This is a genomic window from Streptomyces sp. NPDC001514 (genome assembly GCF_053597075.1).
The window spans coordinates 57,112-74,146 of sequence record NZ_JBSFHO010000035.1 but is presented as its reverse complement, the minus strand read 5'-3'; the positions used below and the strand labels follow the sequence as shown (position 1 = coordinate 74,146).

13 protein-coding genes are annotated in these 17,035 nt (G+C 70.9%); 6 read left to right on the top strand and 7 right to left on the bottom strand.

Features of this window, described 5'->3' with window-relative positions:
- Positions 1-55 precede the first annotated feature (55 nt).
- Both ACWCXB_RS29700 and aspS read right to left on the bottom strand, forming a co-directional pair.
- The gene (locus ACWCXB_RS29700) at positions 56-817 is read right to left on the bottom strand and encodes a hypothetical protein (protein ID WP_450726831.1); all 762 of its coding nucleotides are present in this window, start codon (positions 815-817) and stop codon (positions 56-58) included.
- 240 nt (positions 818-1,057) lie between these two features.
- On the bottom strand, positions 1,058-2,845 hold the full coding sequence (aspS, locus tag ACWCXB_RS29695) for an aspartate--tRNA ligase (RefSeq protein ID WP_450726830.1): 1,788 nt from the start codon (positions 2,843-2,845) through the stop codon (positions 1,058-1,060).
- Between the two features lie 159 nt (positions 2,846-3,004).
- Between aspS and ACWCXB_RS29690 the strand changes: the two genes are divergently transcribed.
- Entirely contained in the window at positions 3,005-5,215 is a 2,211-nt protein-coding gene (locus ACWCXB_RS29690) for an ATP-binding SpoIIE family protein phosphatase (protein ID WP_450726829.1), read from the top strand.
- On the opposite strand, the gene ACWCXB_RS29685 is transcribed toward ACWCXB_RS29690, so the two are convergent.
- The 3 genes from ACWCXB_RS29685 to ACWCXB_RS29675 all read right to left on the bottom strand — a co-directional run bounded on the left by ACWCXB_RS29685 (position 5,137) and on the right by ACWCXB_RS29675 (position 7,976).
- Positions 5,137-6,255 carry an AI-2E family transporter gene (locus ACWCXB_RS29685; RefSeq protein WP_450726828.1) on the bottom strand — a complete coding sequence of 373 codons (1,119 nt, stop codon included), beginning with the start codon at positions 6,253-6,255 and terminating at the stop codon, positions 5,137-5,139. The genes ACWCXB_RS29690 and ACWCXB_RS29685 overlap by 79 nt on opposite strands.
- Before the next feature lie 133 nt (positions 6,256-6,388).
- Positions 6,389-7,345: a pirin family protein gene (locus ACWCXB_RS29680; RefSeq protein WP_450726827.1), complete on the bottom strand. Its 957-nt coding sequence runs from the start codon at positions 7,343-7,345 to the stop codon at positions 6,389-6,391.
- A 127-nt stretch (positions 7,346-7,472) separates the two neighbouring features.
- Positions 7,473-7,976, bottom strand: a complete 504-nt coding sequence (locus tag ACWCXB_RS29675; RefSeq protein WP_450726826.1) for an SseB family protein — start codon at positions 7,974-7,976, stop codon at positions 7,473-7,475.
- A 218-nt stretch (positions 7,977-8,194) separates the two neighbouring features.
- On the opposite strand from ACWCXB_RS29675, the gene ACWCXB_RS29670 reads away from it, so the two are divergent.
- The 3 genes from ACWCXB_RS29670 to ACWCXB_RS29660 all read left to right on the top strand — a co-directional run bounded on the left by ACWCXB_RS29670 (position 8,195) and on the right by ACWCXB_RS29660 (position 11,804).
- Positions 8,195-10,021: an acyl-CoA dehydrogenase gene (locus ACWCXB_RS29670; RefSeq protein WP_450726825.1), complete on the top strand. Its 1,827-nt coding sequence runs from the start codon at positions 8,195-8,197 to the stop codon at positions 10,019-10,021.
- A gap of 174 nt (positions 10,022-10,195) precedes the next feature.
- Positions 10,196-11,497: a M18 family aminopeptidase gene (locus ACWCXB_RS29665; RefSeq protein ID WP_450726824.1), complete on the top strand. Its 1,302-nt coding sequence runs from the start codon at positions 10,196-10,198 to the stop codon at positions 11,495-11,497.
- 76 nt (positions 11,498-11,573) lie between these two features.
- Positions 11,574-11,804 (top strand): DUF6458 family protein, encoded by a 231-nt coding sequence (locus tag ACWCXB_RS29660; protein WP_450726823.1) that lies wholly within the window; start codon positions 11,574-11,576, stop codon positions 11,802-11,804.
- 198 nt (positions 11,805-12,002) lie between these two features.
- On the opposite strand, the gene ACWCXB_RS29655 is transcribed toward ACWCXB_RS29660, so the two are convergent.
- Positions 12,003-13,823 (bottom strand): NHL domain-containing thioredoxin family protein, encoded by a 1,821-nt coding sequence (locus ACWCXB_RS29655; protein WP_450726822.1) that lies wholly within the window; start codon positions 13,821-13,823, stop codon positions 12,003-12,005.
- A gap of 399 nt (positions 13,824-14,222) precedes the next feature.
- On the opposite strand from ACWCXB_RS29655, the gene ACWCXB_RS29650 reads away from it, so the two are divergent.
- Positions 14,223-14,966 (top strand): CAP domain-containing protein, encoded by a 744-nt coding sequence (locus tag ACWCXB_RS29650; protein WP_450726821.1) that lies wholly within the window; start codon positions 14,223-14,225, stop codon positions 14,964-14,966.
- 191 nt (positions 14,967-15,157) lie between these two features.
- Here the strand turns inward: ACWCXB_RS29650 and ACWCXB_RS29645 are convergent, their stop codons facing one another.
- Positions 15,158-15,949, bottom strand: a complete 792-nt coding sequence (locus ACWCXB_RS29645) for a carbon-nitrogen family hydrolase (protein WP_450726820.1) — start codon at positions 15,947-15,949, stop codon at positions 15,158-15,160.
- Positions 15,950-16,115: 166 nt separating this feature from the next.
- On the opposite strand from ACWCXB_RS29645, the gene ACWCXB_RS29640 reads away from it, so the two are divergent.
- Entirely contained in the window at positions 16,116-16,940 is an 825-nt protein-coding gene (locus ACWCXB_RS29640) for a maleylpyruvate isomerase family mycothiol-dependent enzyme (RefSeq protein ID WP_450726819.1), read from the top strand.
- The last annotated feature ends 95 nt before the right edge of the window (positions 16,941-17,035 follow it).

Sequence of the window (17,035 nt, the reverse complement as noted above, 5' to 3'; positions counted from 1 at the left end):
ATGCCAGGCCCGAGGGGCCCGGAACCTGCGCGGTTCCGGGCCCCTCGTCCTTGCGCTAGCGCGCCAGGGACGCCGCGTCGCCCATCACCACCACCGGCTGCTTCTCCGGGTCCAGCCACAGCAGGAGCTCCCGCATGTGCTCCAGCGCCAGCGACACGCACGCCTGCGTGGGCCCGTCGTGATCGACGTGGATCCAGACTCCCCCACCCCGGTCCCAGCCCATGGGGCGGCTGCCGTCGTCATAGAGCGGCGACGTACCCGGGTAACGGTTGTAGTTGATCGCGACGACGTAGTCGAAGGAGCCGTCGAGCGGCTCCCCGAGGAACCCGGTGCCTTCGGCGTTGAAGACAGGGGTCTCGTGGTACGGGAGCCTCGTGCCCGGGTCCGGGAGCCGGCCGCCCGCGTCGGTGAGGCCGAAGACCCCGATGGGTGACCGGTTGTCGCCGGCCCAGTGCTCGTCGGTCCAGCCGTTCAGCGCGTTGTGGGCCGGCCAGGCCCCGGAAACCTGCTGCCAACCCTTGTCGGGGTCGCGCTCGTACAGGACGGCCACGGAGTCGCTGGAGCCCCGGGCGTCGCCGGTCACGACGACGGCCTGGGAGGTGTCGTCCGGGATGTCGGCGCGGGTCGCCGGGCCCAGACCCGGGATCCCTGCGGGCCACGCCGGGACGGCCTTCCCGTTCGCTGCCTGCGGGTGCGGCGCGCCGGCGGCCGGACGTGGCGGCGTGGATTTCGCGCAGCCTCCGAGCAGCAGTCCGGCGGCCAGCAGTCCGACAACCGTCCCTGCTGCCGCTGCTCTGGTCAGTACGGTGCTGAGCACTCCGCGATGTCCTCTCGTGGTCCGTCAGGTCCGTCCGGTCCGTCCGGCTCCGTCCGGTTCGTCATCGTCGGTACGTCATCCGTCCCTGCCCTCCCTTCCCGTTCGGGCCGCCCACCGTCGGCCCTGGCCCCGTGAACGACTCGTAAGGAGCACGAATTACGCGAGAACGCGTAAGGGGCCCGGAACCTTTCGGTTCCGGGCCCCTCGACGTGCGGCCGTGCGGCAGTGCGGCCTATGGCCTCACTTGGTGGGCTTGTACGGCGTCGGCTTCGCCGGGCCCTTGTAGACGCTGATGTGGAGCTCCTTGAGGCGGGCCTCGTCGACCTCCGCGGGCGCGCCCATGAGCAGGTCCTGCGCGTTCTGGTTCAGCGGGAACGCGATCGTCTCGCGGATGTTCGGCTCGTCGGCGAGCAGCATCACGATGCGGTCGACGCCCGGGGCGATGCCACCGTGCGGCGGGGCGCCGAACTGGAAGGCGCGGAGCATTCCGGAGAACTCGTGCTCCACGGTCCCACGGTCGTAGCCCGCGATCTCGAACGCCTTGAACATGATCTCGGGCTCGTGGTTACGGATCGCACCGGAGGACAGCTCGACGCCGTTGCAGACGATGTCGTACTGCCAGCCGAGGATGTCCAGCGGGTCCTGGGTCTCCAGGGCCGCCAGGCCGCCCTGCGGCATGGAGAACGGGTTGTGCGAGAAGTCGATCTTGCCGGTCTCCGCGTCCCGCTCGTACATCGGGAAGTCCACGATCCAGCAGAACCGGAAGACGTTCTCCTCGAAGTGGCCCGCACGGCGCGCGGCCTCGACCCGCACCGCGCCCATGATCTTGGAGACCTCGTCGAAGTCACCCGCGCCGAAGAACACCGCGTGGCCCGCGGCCAGGCCGAGGCGCTCGGTGAGGACCTTGACGTTCTCCTCGGTGAGGAACTTGGCGATCGGGCCGGACAGCGCGCCGTCCTCGCCCACGCGCACCCAGGCGAGGCCCTTGGCGCCCTGCTCGATCGCGTACTCGCCGAGCTGGTCGAAGAACTTGCGCGGCTGGTCCTGGACGGCCGGCACCGGCAGCGCACGGACGTGCTTGCCCGCGAAGGCCTTGAACTCGGAGCCCTCGAAGACATCGGTGATGTCGACCAGCTCCAGCTGGGCACGGAGGTCCGGCTTGTCGGAGCCGTACTTCAGCATCGCCTCGCGGAACGGGATCCGCGGGAACGGCGAGGTGACATGGCGGCCGTTGCCGAACTCCTCGAACAGCTCGGTCATCAGCTTCTCGACCGGCTGGAAGACGTCCTCCTGCTCGACGAAGGACATCTCGATGTCGAGCTGGTAGAACTCGCCCGGCGAGCGGTCGGCGCGGGCGTCCTCGTCGCGGAAGCAGGGCGCGATCTGGAAGTAGCGGTCGAAGCCCGCGATCATCAGCAGCTGCTTGAACTGCTGCGGGGCCTGCGGCAGCGCGTAGAACTTGCCCGGGTTGAGGCGGGACGGCACCAGGAAGTCACGGGCGCCCTCGGGGGAGCTCGCGGTGAGGATCGGGGTGGCCATCTCGTTGAAGCCGAGCGCGGTCATCTTGTGCCGGATGGCGGAGATGACGGCGGTGCGCAGCATGATGTTGCGGTGCATGCGCTCGCGGCGCAGGTCCAGGAAGCGGTGCTCCAGGCGCCGCTCCTCGTTGACGCCGTCGTCCGTGTTGATCGTGAAGGGCAGCTGGGCGGAGGCGCCGAGCACCTCGACCTCGGCGACCTCGATCTCGACCTCACCGGTCGGCAGGTCCGGGTTGATGTTCTCGGCGCCACGGGCGGAGACCTTGCCGTCGATGCGGACGACGGACTCCTTGGTGAGGCGGCCGAGCGCCTCGTTGGCCGCGGTGCCGGGACGGGCGACCAGCTGGACCAGACCGTAGTGGTCGCGGAGATCGATGAAGAGGATGCCGCCCAGGTCTCGGCGATTGTGCAGCCAGCCGCTCAGCCGGACGTCGCTACCGACGTCAGAGGCGCGGAGCTCGCCGCAGGTGTGGGACCTGTACCGATGCATCGTCGTTCATCCAGTCTTCGTCGCGGTGGGGATGTGGGCAGACCCACTCAGGTTACCGTCCGGCCCGGGATCCCCCTTCCGGAATACGCGCCGGCCCGGCGGCGTGTATGTCGAAAGCCCGGCGTGTAAATGCCCACGAGACGTGAATACAGTAGGAAAATGCGCACCGAGGACGTCCTGGCCGCGATCGCGACCGGCCTGTGGAGCTGGGACAACGCCTCCGGGACCGTCTCCCTCGACGCCGAGGCCGCCCGGCTGCTCGGGCTGTCCGCCGGAGCCGGCACCTTCACCCAGGCCGCCGTGCGCTGCCGTTTCCACCCGGTCGACTGGAACGAGATCTACGGCGTCGTGAATCTCGCCGTCACCGAGGACACCCTCGCCGAGTCCCGGCTGCGTGTCGTGGACGAGGCGGGCCGGGTGCTGCGTACCGTACGCGTCCGCGCCAAGCCGGTCATCGAGGGCGGCGACTACAAGCTGACCGGCACCCTCCAGGAGGTCGCCGAGCCCCATCCCGGCACGACCGCCGCGCACACCCCCGTCACCGGCGACTGGCGCCGCTCCCGTGAGGCGTTCCTGCTCGACGCGGGCCGGGCGCTGGCCGAGGCCCGGTCGACCGCGGAGGTGCTGCGGGTCGCCGCGTCCCTGTCGATGCCGGGCTTCTCGCCCGACGGCCTCGCGGTCTTCGGGATCGAGGGCGGCCGGCTGACGGTCCTGGGGCAGCACGGGTACGACCCGTCCGACGGAGGCCCGTTCGCCGGTATGCCGCTGGAAACCGAGTACCCGGCCGCCGAGGTCATCCGTACCGGCCGCGCCCTCTACATCCCGTCCCCCGGGGAGTACCGCCGCCGCTACCCGGTCATCTGGCCGGTCATCGAACGCTTCGGCCGCCGCTCCTGGGCCTTCGTCCCGCTGATCGTCGCGGGGCGCACGATGGGCGCCTGGATGGCGGCCTTCCGTCATCCGGTCGCCTTCACGCCCGACGAGCGGTCGGTGCTCACCACGGTCGCGCGGATGCTGGCGCAGGCCCTCGCCCGGGCCGGGGTCGCCGAGAACGAGCGGGAGCTGTCGCGCGGCCTGCAGCGCTCGATGATGCCGAGCCTGGGGCCGAGCATCCCGGGGATGTCGGTGGCCGCGCGGTACGTGCCGACCGGCGGCGGGCTGCAGGTGGGCGGCGACTGGTTCGACATCATTCCGCTGCCTGGGGGTACCTCCCCTGCCGAAGGCCAGGGGGGAGGGCGGATCGCGCTGGTCATCGGCGATGTGCAGGGCCATGACGTCCGGGCCGCCGGGCTGATGGGGCAGCTGCGGATCGCCCTGCGCGCGTACGCCTCCGAGGGCCACCGCCCCGACGCCGTGCTCGCGCGGGCCTCACGCTTCCTGGTGGGGCTGCACGACTACGCGGAGAGCGAGGCGTACGACGACGGCGATGTGGTCGGCCGTATCGGCTCGTACAGCGGACCCCGCTTCGCGACCTGCCTCTATCTGGAGTGCGACCCGGCGACCGGCACCCTCGACATCGCGCGCGCCGGGCACCCCGACCCGGCGATCCGGATGGCCGACGGCACGGTCATCCTGCGGCCCACCGCCGGCGGACTGCCGCTCGGCATCGACCCGGACGCGGACTATCCGACGACGCGGATCGTGCTCGAACCCGGCGAGACGATCATGGTCTGCACGGACGGTCTGCTGGAGACCGGCGGCCATGACCTGCAGAGCGGCTGGGAGCGCATCCGGGCCGTGCTGGAGGAGCACCGAGGCGAGGGCGACTCGCCGGAGCTGGAGAAGCTCGCCGACGCGCTCGTCCAGGCCGTGCACGGGCCCGCCTCGCACTACACGACGGGGCCGCTGGCCGACAGGCGCGAGGACGACATCGCGGTGCTGCTGCTGTCCCGGCTCGGCAGGCCGCCCCGCCTGGCCCCGCGCCGTACCGTCCTCACCGTCGCCCAGGCGGAGCCGGAGCGGCTCGCGATCGCCCGGCAGCAGATGCGCGATCTGCTGCACGACTGGGCGGACGGGGAGCAGCTCGACTCGGCGGTGCTGATGGTCTCCGAGATGGTCACCAATGTGCTCGTGCACACCGACGGCGACGCGCTGCTGGTGGCGGAGGCGGCGGGTGAGCACGGGAGCCGGCGGCTGCGGGTCGAGGTCTCGGACGCCAGCGACGAGCTGCCGCACAAGCGGCGGCCCGGTGAGATGGCGTCGTCCGGGCGCGGTCTGGTGCTGATGGAGATGCTCGCGGACGCCTGGGGCGTGGATCCGCGGGGCGAGGGCAAGTCGATCTGGTTCGAGCTCTACGAGCCGGGTCCGCCGGAGGGTGCTCCGGAGGTGCTGCCGCCGGGTCCCTCGGTGGGCTCGCCGACGGGTTCGTAGCGCTTGCGCAGCTCGCCGATCACGCCGAACGCGGCGGCGGTCAGCGGCACGGCGAGCAGCATCCCGAGGACGCCGGCGATGGTCGCCCCGGCCGTGATCGCCAGCATCACGACCGCCGGATGCATCCGGACCATCCGGCTCTGGATCATGGGCTGCAGAACGTGCCCCTCCAGTTGCTGTACGGCGATGACCACGCCCAGCACCCACAGCGCGATCACGACTCCCCGGTCCGCGAGTGCGACGAGGATGGCGACCGCACCGGAGACGAAGGCCCCGAGATAGGGGATGTACGCGCCGACGAAGACGAGCGCCCCGAGTCCGACGGCTCCGGGCACGCGCAGGATCAGCAGACCGGTGGTGATGCAGACCGCGTCGATGAGCGCGATGAACGTGGTCCCGCGCATGAAGCCCTCGACGGCCCCGAAGGCCCGTCGCCCCATCGCCTCCGCAAGGTCGCCGGCGGAACGGGGCACGAGCGAGCGCAGGGCGCCGACCGCACGGTCGCCGTCACGGAGGAAGAAGAACATCAGCAGCAGGGAGAGGACGGCGATCGCGATCATCTCGCCGACGACGCTGAGCCCGGAGATCACTCCGGACGCGGCCGTCCCGCCGAACTTGCTCAGCAGATCCTTGGAGTTGGTCGCCAGGTCGTCGAGTGACGTCCCCGCGGCTCCGAAGTGCTTCGTAAGATCCGCGGCGGCCCGCTTGAGCGCGGCGATGATCTCGTCCCCGGTCTCGATGAGGGCGTTGACCACGATGTAGACGGCCCCGCCGACGACCGCGACCACGGCGACGCAGGTCAGCCCGGCAGCCAGCGAACGCTGCACCTTCATCCGGATGAGCCGCCGGTACAGGGGCCTGAGCAGCGCGGTGCCGAGCAGCGCGAGCAGCACGGGCGTGACGGCGGTCTTGAGGACGATGACCAGCCACACCCCGACGGCGGCAACCCCGGCGACGAGCAGCGCGACCGCGCACCAGGCGGCGAGACGCCTCACCGGTGCGGGGAGGAGCGGCTGGTGCGAGGGCTGCGACGGGGGCACGACCCCCAGCCGATCACGCGCGGTACGCCGCGGCGCGCCCGTCCGGGCCGGACGGGTGACGCCGCATCAGCTGTGGTGTCGCGCCCGGCAGTGCGGGCCGGGCGCGGCAATCGAGTCGCGGGCTTGCCCGCGCTTACATCCCGTGCACGGCGGGGATGGTGCCCAGCCGGCCCTTCTGGAAGTCCTCGAAGGCCTGCTGCAGCTCCTCGCGGGTGTTCATCACGAACGGCCCGTAGTGCGCCATGGGCTCGCGGATCGGCTGCCCGCCGAGCAGCACGACCTCCAGGTCCGGCGTGTTCGAGTCCTGCTTCTCGTCCGCACGGACGGACAGCGAGGAGCCCGCGCCGAAGACGGCGGTCTGGCCGGTGTGGACCGGACGGCGGTCCGTGCCGACGCTGCCACGACCGGCGAGGACGTACACCAGGCCGTTGAAGTCCTCGCGCCACGGCAGGTTGATCTCGGCGCCGGGGCGCAGGGTCGCGTGGACCATGGTGATCGGCGTGTGCGTGATGCCGGGGCCCTCGTGGCCGTCGAGCTCACCCGCGATGACCCGCAGCAGTGCGCCGCCGTCGGGGCTGGTCAGCAGTTGGACCTGACCGCCGCGGATGTCCTGGTAGCGCGGGGGCATCATCTTGTCCTTGGCCGGCAGGTTCACCCACAGCTGCAGACCGTGGAAGAGGCCACCGGACATGACGAGCGACTCCGGCGGCGCCTCGATGTGCAGGAGGCCGGCGCCCGCGGTCATCCACTGGGTGTCGCCGTTGGTGATGGTGCCGCCACCGCCGTTGGAGTCCTGGTGGTCGAAGACGCCGTCGATGATGTACGTGACGGTCTCGAAGCCGCGGTGCGGGTGCCACGGGGTGCCCTTGGGCTCGCCCGGCGCGTACTCCACCTCGCCCATCTGGTCCATCATGATGAACGGGTCGAGGTACTTGTAGTTGATCCCGGCGAACGCACGTCGCACCGGGAAGCCCTCCCCCTCGAATCCGCCGGGCGCCGTGGTCACGGCGAGCACGGGACGCGCCTGGGCATCGGCGGGCGCGGCGACGCGCGGCAGGGTGAGCGGATTCTCGACAGTCACAGCAGGCATTGCGGGACCTCCTTGGTGCGTCCGAGTTTAGTTGAACGCTGAACTTCTTGCCACCCCGCAACACGAAACGCCCGGGAGCAATTCCCGGGCGTTGGTCACGACGGCCGCGATCGGCCGCACACCGGACTCATCCGTACATACGGCGCATCGCGAAGTCGACCATCTGCTCCACGGCCTTCGCGTCGAACACCATCCGGTGATCACCCTCCATGTCCAGGACGAAGCCGTACCCCGTCGGAAGCAGATCGATCACCTCGGCACCCGTGATCACGAAGTACTTCGACTCCTTGCCCGCGTACCGCCGCAGCTCCTTGAGCGACGTGAACATCGGGATCACCGGCTGCTGCGTGTTGTGCAGCGCCAGGAACCCGGGGTTGTCCCCGCGCGGGCAGTACACCTTCGACGTCGCGAAGATCTGCTGGAAGTCCTCCGCGGACAGCGACCCCGTCGTGAACGCCCGCACCGCGTCCGCGAGCGACGGCGGTGACGGCTCGGGATACAGCGGCTGCTCGCCGTATCCGCCAGACTGCCCGCCGTATCCGGCACCCGGCATGCCGGCGCCGGGCATCGGCTGCTGCGGCGGGGCGCCGTAGTGCTGCTGAGCACCGGGATTCTGGTCGTAGCCGTACATGCCCCCGAGCGTAGTGGGTCCACGCCCCCACCGGCGTGCCGCTTCCGAGGACCGGACCCGGAGCCCGACCCGGGGCCCGCGGCATGCGCCACGCGTCACAGTTGCCCGGTCGGGGTTGCACCTTATTACCCGCGGGTAGCATCATCGTAGCTACTTGCTGGTAGATGTACTGAGGTACGAGGAACCCTGCCTCCCCGATCCCTTACGGAGCCGTCGCCATGGGGCACTACAAGTCGAATCTCCGCGACATCGAGTTCAACCTCTTCGAGGTCCTCGGGCGCGACAAGCTGTACGGCACCGGCCCGTTCGCGGAGATGGACGTCGAGACCGCCAAGAGCATCCTGGACGAGATCGCCCGCCTCGCGGAGAACGACCTGGCGGAGTCCTTCGAGGACGCCGACCGCAACCCGCCGGTCTTCGACCCCGCGACCAACACCGCACCCGTCCCCGCGTCCTTCAAGAAGAGCTACCAGGCCTTCATGGACTCCGAGTACTGGCGACTCGGCCTGCCCGAGGAGATCGGCGGGACCACGTCCCCCCGCTCCCTGGTCTGGGCCTACGCCGAGCTGCTGCTGGGCTCGAACCCGGCGATATGGATGTACTGCTCCGGTCCGGCCTTCGCCGGGATCCTCCACGAGGAGGGCAACGAGGCGCAGAAGAAGGTCGCCCAGATCGCGGTCGAGAAGCGCTGGGGCTCCACCATGGTCCTCACCGAGCCGGACGCCGGCTCCGACGTGGGCGCCGGCCGCACCAAGGCCATCCAGCAGGAGGACGGCTCCTGGCACATCGAGGGCGTGAAGCGCTTCATCACCTCCGGTGAGCACGACATGGAGGAGAACATCCTCCACTACGTGCTGGCCCGCCCCGAGGGCCACGGCCCCGGCACCAAGGGCCTGTCCCTCTTCCTCGTGCCGAAGTTCCACTTCGACTGGGAGACCGGCGAGCTGGGCGAGCGCAACGGTGTCTACGCGACGAACGTCGAGCACAAGATGGGCCTCAAGGCGTCCAACACGTGCGAGATGACGTTCGGCGACCAGCACCCGGCCAAGGGCTGGCTGATCGGCGACAAGCACGACGGCATCCGCCAGATGTTCATGATCATCGAGTTCGCCCGCATGATGGTCGGCACGAAGGCGATCTCCACCCTCTCGACCGGTTACCTGAACGCGCTGGAGTACGCCAAGGAGCGCGTCCAGGGCTCCGATCTGTCGCAGTTCATGGACAAGACCGCGCCCAAGGTCACCATCACGCACCACCCCGACGTGCGCCGCTCCCTCATGACGCAGAAGGCGTACGCGGAGGGCATGCGCTCCCTCGTCCTCTACACCGCCGCGGTGCAGGACGAGATCGCCGTCAAGGAGGCCGCGGGCGAGGACGCCAAGTCCCTGCACGGCCTGAACGACCTGCTGCTCCCGATCGTCAAGGGCTACGGCTCCGAGAAGGCGTACGAGCAGCTGGCCCAGTCCCTGCAGATCTTCGGCGGCTCCGGGTACCTCCAGGAGTACCCGATCGAGCAGTACATCCGGGACGCCAAGATCGACACCCTCTACGAGGGCACCACGGCCATCCAGGGCCAGGACTTCTTCTTCCGGAAGATCGTCCGCGACCAGGGCCAGTCGCTGAACGCCCTCGCCGAGGAGATCAAGAAGTTCCTCGCGGTCGGCACCGGCGGCGACGAGCTGGCCGGCGCCCGCGACGCGCTCGCCAAGGCCGCCGTCGACCTGGAGGCGATCGTCGGCCGCATGCTGACCGACCTCACCGCCACCGGCGAGGACGTCAAGAACATCTACAAGGTCGGCCTCAACACCACCCGCCTGCTGATGGCCTCCGGCGACGTCGTCGTCGGCTACCTGCTGCTGCGCGGCGCGGCCGTCGCCGCCGAGAAGCTGGAGTCGGCCTCCGCGAAGGACAAGGCCTTCTACCAGGGCAAGATCGCCGCGGCGAAGTTCTTCGCCGCGAACGTCCTGCCGGGCGTCTCGCTCGCCCGCGAGATCGCCGACGGCGTCGACAACGAGCTGATGGAGCTGGACGAGGCCGCGTTCTAGGTCCGGTCCGGGAGTCCGCCGGGTCCGGTCCGGGACCCGGCGGGCTCCGGAAGCCGCCCGGAACCGTCCGGAAGCCGTCCGGACACCGGACGCGCCGCCTCCGCAGTGCCTCCTCGTACGGGGCCCGCTTCCCTTCCCGGGAGCGGGCCCCGTTCCGTCGTTAAGGTGAACACCATGAGCAGCAGCGCACCCACCCGCTTCGACCGCGGCCACACCGACGACCTCATGTCCTTCCTGGCGGCGTCCCCGTCGCCGTACCACGCCGTGGCGAACGCCGCCGAGCGGCTGGAGAAGGCCGGCTTCCGGCAGGTCGCGGAGACCGACGCCTGGGACGGGACGAGCGGCGGGAAGTACGTGCTGCGGGGCGGGGCGCTCATCGCCTGGTACGTCCCGGAGGGCGCTGCGCCGCACACCCCGTTCCGGATCGTCGGCGCCCACACCGACTCGCCGAACCTGCGCGTCAAGCCGCAGCCCGACATGGGCGCGCACGGCTGGCGGCAGGTCGCCGTCGAGATCTACGGCGGACCGCTGCTCAACTCCTGGCTCGACCGCGACCTCGGCCTGGCCGGCCGGCTCTCGCTGCGCGACGGCACGACCCGGCTGGTCAACATCGACCGCCCGCTGCTGCGCGTGCCCCAACTGGCCATCCACATGGACCGCTCGATCTACGAGAAGGGTCTGCAGCTCGACAAGCAGAAGCACATGCAGCCCATCTGGGGCCTGGGCGAAGGCGTCGGCGAGCGCGACCTGATCTCCTTCCTGGAGGAGGAGTCGGGGCTGGCCGCCGGGGACGTCACCGGCTGGGACCTGATGACGCACGCGCTGGAGGCGCCCGCGTACCTCGGCCGCGACCGCGAGCTCGTCGCCGGGCCGCGGATGGACAACCTGCTGTCCGTGCACGCCGGCACGGCCGCGCTCGTCGCCGTGTCCGGCCGCGACGCGCTGTCGTACATCCCGGTGCTCGCCGCCTTCGACCACGAGGAGAACGGCTCCCAGGCGGACACCGGAGCGGACGGGCCGCTGCTCGGGTCGGTCCTCGAGCGCTCGGTGTTCGCGCGCGGCGGCACGTACGAGGACCGGGCCCGCGCCTTCGCCGGTACGGTCTGCCTGTCCTCCGACACCGGCCACGCCGTGCACCCCAACTACGCGGAGCGCCACGACCCGACGCACCACCCGCGCGCGAACGGCGGCCCCATCCTGAAGGTCAACGTCAACCAGCGGTACGCGACGGACGGCAGCGGCCGCGCCGTGTTCGCGGCGGCCTGCGAGCGCGCCGGAGTGCCGTGGCAGACGTTCGTCTCCAACAACGCGATGCCGTGCGGCACGACGATCGGCCCGATCACCGCCGCGCGGCACGGAATCCGGACCGTCGACATCGGCGTCGCCATCCTGTCGATGCACAGCGCCCGCGAACTGTGCGGCGCGGACGACCCGTATCTGCTGGCGAACGCGCTGGTGGCGTTCCTCGAGGACTGACGCCGGACGTCTCCCCCGCGTAGGTGCGCCGAGTCGGGGTACCCGTACCACCTACGCGGAATAGGAGGCGAAGACCATGGGCCTCGGAGGCTGCATCCTGCTCATCGGCGCGGGGGCGATTCTCACCTTCGCGACCGACTGGGAAGCCGAGAGCGTCAATCTCGATCTGGTCGGTCTCATCATGATGGCGGTCGGCATCATCGGTGTCGTCACCTTCACGAGCATCGCGCGCCGGCGACGGGTCGTGGTGCCATCGGCCGCCCCGACGGTCGTCGACGAGGACGGCACGACCGGATACCGCCGCTGACATCTGCGAAACGCCGTGCCTGACACGGTGTTTCGCATGGTTCCGGGAGGGCCGACGGCACGGGCGAGCGGACCGAAGAGCTGCTGACCGGCGGCTGTGTCCGCACCGGCCACCCACAACCCGGGGTCGTGGGTGGCCGGTTGCCGCGACGGCGCGACGGCGCGACGGCGCGACGGAAATCCGTCGACGCGCCAGGGGCTACGCGGCGGGCCCCTCGTCCATCCCGGCGAGTACGAGCGGCAGCCGGGCCGCGCCCTCGGCCGTCACGCGAACCGGAACACCCCAGTCCTGCTGGTGCACATGGCAGGCCGGGTACTCGTTCTCGGGATCGTCGTCGCAGGACGCGGCCATCGCCGAGACATGCAGCACGCCCTCCGTCACCGCCGGGTTCAGCTTCAGCTCCCGGAACAGGTCGGTGCCCGCGCCCTCGCCCCCGGCCAGCAGCTCCGGCGGGGTCGAGGAGACCAGCAGCCGGGTCGAAGGCCCGTAACGGGTGTCGAGCTTCTGCCCGGCCGGCGCCTGGAAGACCACGTCCAACCGCAGCGTCCCCGGGGCGACTTCGGTCGCGGCGCGCTGCGTGCGGTGGGCGACCGCCTCGACCCGTACCGCCTCCTCGGGCAGCCGCAGCCGGGTCAGCCGGTGCCTGGCCGACTCCACGACCACGATGTCCTCGCCGACGAGGACGGCGGCGGACGGCTCGCGCAGATCGGTGGCGAGGGTCGTGACCTCATCGCTCGCCGGGTCGTAGCGGCGCAGCGCGTGGTTGTACGTGTCGGACACCGCGACCGAGCCGTCGGGCAGCGCGGTCACGCCGAGCGGGTGCTGGAGCAGCGCCTGGTCGGCGGCGCCGTCCCGGTGCCCGAAGTCGAACAGCCCGGTGCCGACGGCGGTGTGGACGACGCCGTCGGTGTCGATCCAGCGCAGTGCGGACGTCTCCGAGTCGGCGATCCACAGCCGGTCATCGGTGGCGGCAAGCCCGGACGGCTGCGCGAACCACGCCTCGGCCGCCGGCCCGTCGACGAGCCCCTCGTTGGTCGTACCGGCGGCCACCTGGACCGTCCCGGCCTCGGGGTCGTACGTCCACAGCTGGTGGACGCCGGCCATCGCGATCCACACCTTGTCCTGCCACCAGGCCACGTCCCACGGCGACGACAGATCCACCTCGCGTGCCGGACCCGATGTCGGCGACCCCTGCCACCACTGCCGCCCGGTACCGGCGACGATCTCGATCGCACCGCTCTCGGGGTCGTACGTCCGCAGCGCATGGTTCACGGTGTCGGCGACGATCACCCGTCCGTCCGGCAGCAGCGCGAGCCCCTGCGGCTCCCGGAACTCCCCGTCCCCGATCCGCCGCACGACGGTCTCGCCGTCCGCCTCGAGCTCGACCAGCTGATGCCGCGTCGAGTCGGACACCAGGAAGTTCCCGGACGGCAGCACCACGGCCTTCCCGGGGAACCGCAGATCGGTCGCCACCGGCTCCGGCGGCACATACGGCCCGTCCCCGCGCCGCAGCGTCCCCTTCGCCTCGTGCTCCGCCTCCAGCTCCTCCACCAGCCGCTCGATGGCGTGCGCATGGCCCTCACCGGCATGCTGCGCGACGACGTACCCCTCGGGGTCGATCACGACGAGCGTCGGCCAGGCCCGTACGGCGTACTGCTTCCACGTCGCCAGCTCGGGGTCGTCCAGAACCGGGTGATGCACCTCGTACCGCTCGACGGCGTCGACGACGGCCTGGTGCTCGGCCTCGTGCACGAACTTCGGCGAGTGCACGCCGATGATCACCGTGGTGTCCCGGTGCTTCTCCTCGAGCTCGCGGAGCTCGTCCAGGACGTGCAGACAGTTGATGCAGCAGAATGTCCAAAAATCCAAGATCAATATGCGACCTCGGAAGTCGGCGAGCTTCAGATCCTTCCCGCCGGTGTTGATCCAGCCGCCCTTGCCGATCAGCTCGGGGGCACGGACACGGGCACGGCGGCGGGGCGCGGGCGCGGGGGTGGGCGCCGGGACGGCATCGTTCATGGTTCAAGAGTGCCATCCGCCCATGAACGCCTGATCACGGCCGTACGACGCGGGTGACCTCCCCGGGTGGGACGAGCCACTCCCTCCCTTGACGAGGTCGTTCTTCGATGCCGCGCCTTTCCCGGAGGACACATTCAGGCTTTGAGGCCGAGAACTGTTATCCCGGGTGCCGTGCACCGCTCTCCCATACGCCGGACGGACCGGCGTTCCCATGAGAGCGGGGCCCCGATGCAGCACATGAAGAGGCCGACCTGGTTTCCCGAGACCGTGGAGACCCAGGCAGGCCGGACTCCTGCAGACCGGCAAGGCGGGCGGCGGCGGGCCGCGGGGAAGGGGCGGCACAGCCGTCGCCCAAGGCCGGGGTTCCTGCCGGATGCCCCGCGGCCCGCAGTCGTGGGCGTGGCCGCAGCGGCCGTGCTCGCGGGCGGGATCTTCTCACTGAGCGGTTCGGACGGGGACGCCGGGCGCAACGGGACCGCAGCGGCGTCCGTACGGGAGGTACCGGTGGACCCAGGCCTCGCGGTGGCCCCGGGTGGCGAGCTCTCCGGATTCATACCCCCGGCGTCGCCCGCGGTCGTCCCGTCGACGTCGCCCTCGACGTCTCCCGGGAAGACGGACGGGACGTCCACCGAGTTCCGGAACCGTCCCCGCACCCCGCACAGCACGTCTCCCAGCACCTCACGGCACAAGGAGCGCACCGCACAGCCCGCCCCGGAGCCGACGCAGCAACAGGGAGCCGGCACGGCGACGGGCCAGGCGGCCCGGTTCGCCGACCGGATCGCCGAGCTGGTGAACGCCGAGCGGGCGAAGGCCGGCTGCGGCCCGCTGCGGGTGAACGCTCAGGTGCAGGCCGCGGCCCAGGCGCACGCCGACGACATGGCGGCCCGCAACTACTACGAGCACGCCAGTCCGGAGGGACGGCATGCCGACGACCGGATGAACGCCGCGGGCTATGCGACCGGCAAGTGGGGCGAGAACATTTACCGGGGGCCGAGCGACCCCGCGACGGCGATGATCGGCTGGATGAACAGCCCCGGTCACCGCGACAACATCCTGGACTGCGGGTTCAAGGACTTCGGTGTCGGCGTGAACCTCAGCGCCAACGGGCCGTGGTGGGTGCAGAACTTCGGCACCCGCGTCTGACCGCCGCCGGAGGACCGCGGACGCGGCCGGCCGCACGGCCCGCACACGGGATCGCCGGTCCCAGCGCGGCCCGGGTCGGTGCCGCGGGGAACGCTGCCGTAGAGGTAGGCGCTGTGGGGTCGGGTGCCGTCGTGCGTGCTGCCGAAGTGTTCGGTGAACCGCGCGAGCGCGACGCGCTCACAGTGACGGGCTCACCGCGGCGCCGGGAGCCCCAGCACGCGGTCCTTGAGGGCCGGGAACTGCTCGCGGGTCGTGGCGACCTTCGACGGGTCGAGGTCGACGGTGAGGACCTCCTCCGCCGCGCCCGCTTCCGCGAGGACCTCGCCCCAGGGGTCGACGACGATGCTGTGGCCGGCCTGTTCGACTCCGGCGTGGGTTCCGGCGCTGCCGACGGCGAGGACGTACGCCTGGTTCTCGACTGCGCGGGCCTGCGCGAGGAGGGTCCAGTGGGCGCGGCGGCGCTCGGGCCAGCCGGCCGCGACGACGAGGACGTCCGCACCCGCGTCGACGAGGCCGCGGTAGAGCTCGGGGAAGCGGAGGTCGTAGCAGGTGGAGAGGCCGAGCGTGGCGCCGGGCAGCGGGACGGTGACGAGCTCGGTGCCGGCGGCCATCATCACGGCCTCGCCCTTGTCGAAGCCGAAGCGGTGGATCTTGCGGTAGACCCGGGCGAGCTCGCCGGTGGGGGAGAAGACCAGGGACGTGTTGTAGAGGGGGCCGTCAGGGTCTCGTTCGACGATGGAGCCGGCGTGCAGCCAGACGCCCGCGTCGCTCGCCGCCTTGGACATCGCCTCGTACGTCGGGCCCTCGAGCGGTTCCGCTTCCGTCGCGAACAGCTCGTACGCGAAGGCTCCGACCGGCCACAGCTCGGGCAGGACGACAAGATCGGCGCCGGCCTGCTCCCGTACGAGGGAAGCCGCTCGCTGCCTGCGGGAATCGACGGATTCGTCCGGGTCTACTGCGATCTGGATGAGCGAGGCGCGCACACTACCACCGTCCTGGCATTCGAGCCGTCAACACGGGCCTACGATCGTCACCTGAAAGCACTCCCGGGGTGCCTGGGGGCAGCGTACTGTTCTCTCCCGGGGGATACCCCCGGACCCCCCGCAGCCCACACAGCACCCAGCCCGCGCACAACCGTCGAGGGGTTCCGTGACCGTCCATCCAAGCCTGCAGACCTACGCCGACGCCTGGACCCACTCCATCGAAGCGATATCCGAGCTGGTGCAGCCGCTCGTCGAGGGGGAGTGGAACCGCGCAACGCCGTGCCCCGGATGGTCGGTGCGCGACATCGTGTCGCATGTCATCGGCATGGAGTGCGAGATGCTCGGTGACCCCCGGCCGATTCACACTCTGCCTCGGGACCTGTACCACGTACGCAGTGAGTTCGCGCGCTACATGGAGATGCAGGTCGATGTGCGTCGGCACCACACCGGGCCCGAGATGACCTCCGAGCTGGAGTACACGATCATCCGGCGCAACCGGCAGCTGCGGAACGAGAACCGTTCGCCCGACACCATGGTCCGCGCCCCGCTGGGTGCCGAGCAGACGCTGGAACTGGCCTATCGGATGCGGGCCTTCGACATCTGGCTGCACGAGCAGGATCTGCGCGTGGCGCTCGGCAGGCCGGGCAACCTCGACTCCCCCGGCGCCCTTGTCGCCCGCGACAACTTCCTCATGATCCTGCCGAAGGTCGTCGCCAAGGACGCGGGCGCCCCGCCGAACTCGGCGGTCGTCTTCGACGTCAGCGGGCCCGTGGAGTTCCTGCGGACCGTGCGCGTCGACGCGGACGGGCGCGGCACGGTCGACGGCGCTCCTTCGCTGGGCCCCGCGGTGACGCTCGCGCTGGACTGGGAGACGTACGTACGGCTCGCCGCCGGCCGGGTCAGGCCCGCGGCGGTCGCCGACCGGATCAAGGTCGAGGGCGACGCGGATCTGGCCGCGGCGATCCTGGGCTCGTTCGCGGTCACGCCGTAGCGGCGCGGGCGGGGCCGTCCCCAAGGCCCCGCAGCGGGCGCTTCGGTGGCGGGCTCGACGCGACCCGGCGGGGGCCGGCGCAACTCCGGCGGGCG

Coding starts and splice junctions, on each gene's coding strand:
- aspS (WP_450726830.1), bottom strand. CDS start 2,845: ATGCATCGGTACAGGTCCCACACCTGCGGCGAGCTCCGCGCCTCTGAC.
- ACWCXB_RS29690 (WP_450726829.1), top strand. CDS start 3,005: ATGCGCACCGAGGACGTCCTGGCCGCGATCGCGACCGGCCTGTGGAGC.
- ACWCXB_RS29680 (WP_450726827.1), bottom strand. CDS start 7,345: ATGCCTGCTGTGACTGTCGAGAATCCGCTCACCCTGCCGCGCGTCGCC.
- ACWCXB_RS29675 (WP_450726826.1), bottom strand. CDS start 7,976: ATGTACGGCTACGACCAGAATCCCGGTGCTCAGCAGCACTACGGCGCC.
- ACWCXB_RS29670 (WP_450726825.1), top strand. CDS start 8,195: ATGGGGCACTACAAGTCGAATCTCCGCGACATCGAGTTCAACCTCTTC.
- ACWCXB_RS29665 (WP_450726824.1), top strand. CDS start 10,196: ATGAGCAGCAGCGCACCCACCCGCTTCGACCGCGGCCACACCGACGAC.
- ACWCXB_RS29660 (WP_450726823.1), top strand. CDS start 11,574: ATGGGCCTCGGAGGCTGCATCCTGCTCATCGGCGCGGGGGCGATTCTC.
- ACWCXB_RS29655 (WP_450726822.1), bottom strand. CDS start 13,823: ATGAACGATGCCGTCCCGGCGCCCACCCCCGCGCCCGCGCCCCGCCGC.